Annotated in this window: 2 protein-coding genes; both read left to right on the top strand. The window is 32.0% G+C overall.

Features of this window, described 5'->3' with window-relative positions; all coding sequences use genetic code 11:
• Positions 1-107 precede the first annotated feature (107 nt).
• Positions 108-1,712: a TlpA disulfide reductase family protein gene (locus JGH11_RS19785; RefSeq protein ID WP_201114658.1), complete on the top strand. Its 1,605-nt coding sequence runs from the start codon at positions 108-110 to the stop codon at positions 1,710-1,712.
• 5 nt (positions 1,713-1,717) lie between these two features.
• Positions 1,718-2,104: a hypothetical protein gene (locus JGH11_RS19780; RefSeq protein WP_201114656.1), complete on the top strand. Its 387-nt coding sequence runs from the start codon at positions 1,718-1,720 to the stop codon at positions 2,102-2,104.
• The last annotated feature ends 90 nt before the right edge of the window (positions 2,105-2,194 follow it).

Genomic DNA, 2,194 nt, shown 5'->3' with positions numbered 1-2,194 from the left:
GATTGTTTCTCAGTAGTTTTACTTAATTTTGAGATACATTACAAAATACTCGCTGCTATTTTTATATTATCCCATTATTTGTTAATTTAGTAAAAATATAATTTTATATGAGAAAAATAGTAGGGTTAATATTCTGTTTATGTACCTGTTTCGGCTGCTTTCTTCCTTCTTGTAATTCGACAAATGCGAACGATCATTTACCTACTCCGATAATAACTTGTGAAAGTGTAAGAATATCAGGAAAGTTTATAGGATTTAATGATTTCAAAAAGAATAAAAATTTTAAAACTATTAACATTTATATGTCTTATCCTTTAACAGGACGAACGGAAAGGATAGAGGTTGAGATAAATGGTGATGAAACTTTTTCATTAGAAATACCTATAGAGACATCCCCTGCTTTTGGCTATATAAAGCTTTCGGCTCAAAACAATTATGTTTTCTCTTTAGTTTCCGGCCAGGAAACAATATTTGATATTTACTTTAAAAATGAAAGATTATATATAAAAAGAATTGATGGACCAGATATTCTTTTTGGAAAAATAGATTCTTGGTATGATACTTTTGGTAAAGCTCTTGCGGCAGACCCTTTGGGCTTAGTTGCCTGGGGACACTATGATTTAGATACACTAAAAAAATTTATGGCAGCCCCCAAAGAATATATTCCTTTTGCATTGAAGCATGATTTAGAAAATAGATTAAAAATTCTAAGAAAGGATAAAATAATACCAGAAAAAGCTCTCGGAAAATTTGATAAAGAAATCCAACTCATGCGGATACCACAGTTTATACACTTTAGCGGTGATATTTGGAATATGTACACTACATTTTATAGAATTGAAAATAAAATAACAGAGATAGAAATAAAAGGAAAATTAGATTCTGCAACTTATATTCCTCCATCTCCAGATATTTCATATTGGATTTTTTTGAAGGAATTTAATCTTAACAATCCGAACTATTTATACACTGAGAAATTCTCATATATCATCCAAATGTTGTTAGAGAATGAGACCTTATCTATTCCTTCAATTGGAGAATGCTCGTTGGATAACTGGATGAGACAAACAAAAGATATATTATCAGGACTTGTTGGCTTTGAGAAAGGAATATTCTATGACGTACTAGTCTGTAATGCATATGTCAAACAGTTCAATGATGAGATGAAGCCTTTATCAAATAGACAGATTCAGAATATTAATGAATATTATAAAGGTGGTGAAATAGAAAAAATACTCTTACGTGAAAATGAGAAAATAATGATGCTTGATAAGAATAGACATCAAACAATAATAAATTCTACTCCAGACGTTGGCGAAAAGCAATTGTTAAATACTATAATCTCTAAACATAATGGAAAAGTTATTATTCTTGATTATTGGGCTACATGGTGTGGACCATGTCTAGATGCGATATTCGAATTCCGAGAAATGAAAGCAAAATATATTAATAAAGATGTTGTGTTTGTTTACATTACCACCGAGTCATCTCCTAAAGAAACTTGGGCAGAGAAGATTAAAGGTATTGGAGGAGAGCATTTTTATTTGGAACAGGAAGAATGGGAATATCTTTTGGATAACTTTAATTTTGATGCAATTCCTACTTATCAGTTTTATAATCAAGAAGGTAAGCTACAGGAACAATTCACAGGGAGGCTAAGCCCTGAAGAAATGGGACAGAAAATTGAAAACTTGTTATCGAAATTTCATTAAGAAGGGTGGTAAGTTTCAATAATAGTAGCGACTCTGGAGGTACTATGGGTTCACATTTCGCTAGTTGGTATTATGGGTCTTCCGCTAGTAGTGAGTCTAGTATGGGACCAATTTTGAAAGATGAGTGTAATAACGATCGTGACTGTGGAGGAGGATATCAAGTCTGTGTTAGTAATGGTAATATATGGCCTTTCAATAAAAAAAAATGTAGAGATATGAGCGATCAGGAAAAAGCTTGTTTTGGAAAGGAATGGGGTAGTGCATGCCAATTTTATAGATTTTTATCTACTGGGGCAGCTTTACCTGTAGATGGTACATGTCAAAGATATGGAGAACAACCTCTTTTTTGTGCTACTCTAAATGGTAGTCCTGCCGGAAAAAGTGGATATTAGAAATCATTTTTAAATTGTTATAACAGCGAAGTCTGGATTGTTTCTCAGTAGTTTTACTTAATTTTGAGATACATTACAAAATACTCGCTG

This window comes from Dysgonomonas sp. Marseille-P4677 (genome assembly GCF_016652235.1).
Classification (GTDB): domain Bacteria; phylum Bacteroidota; class Bacteroidia; order Bacteroidales; family Dysgonomonadaceae; genus Dysgonomonas.
This window is presented reverse-complemented; position numbering and strand designations above follow the sequence as displayed.

Excerpts from the sequence above, each read along its gene's own strand:
- JGH11_RS19785 (WP_201114658.1), top strand. The coding sequence starts at position 108 with ATGAGAAAAATAGTAGGGTTAATATTCTGTTTATGTACCTGTTTCGGC.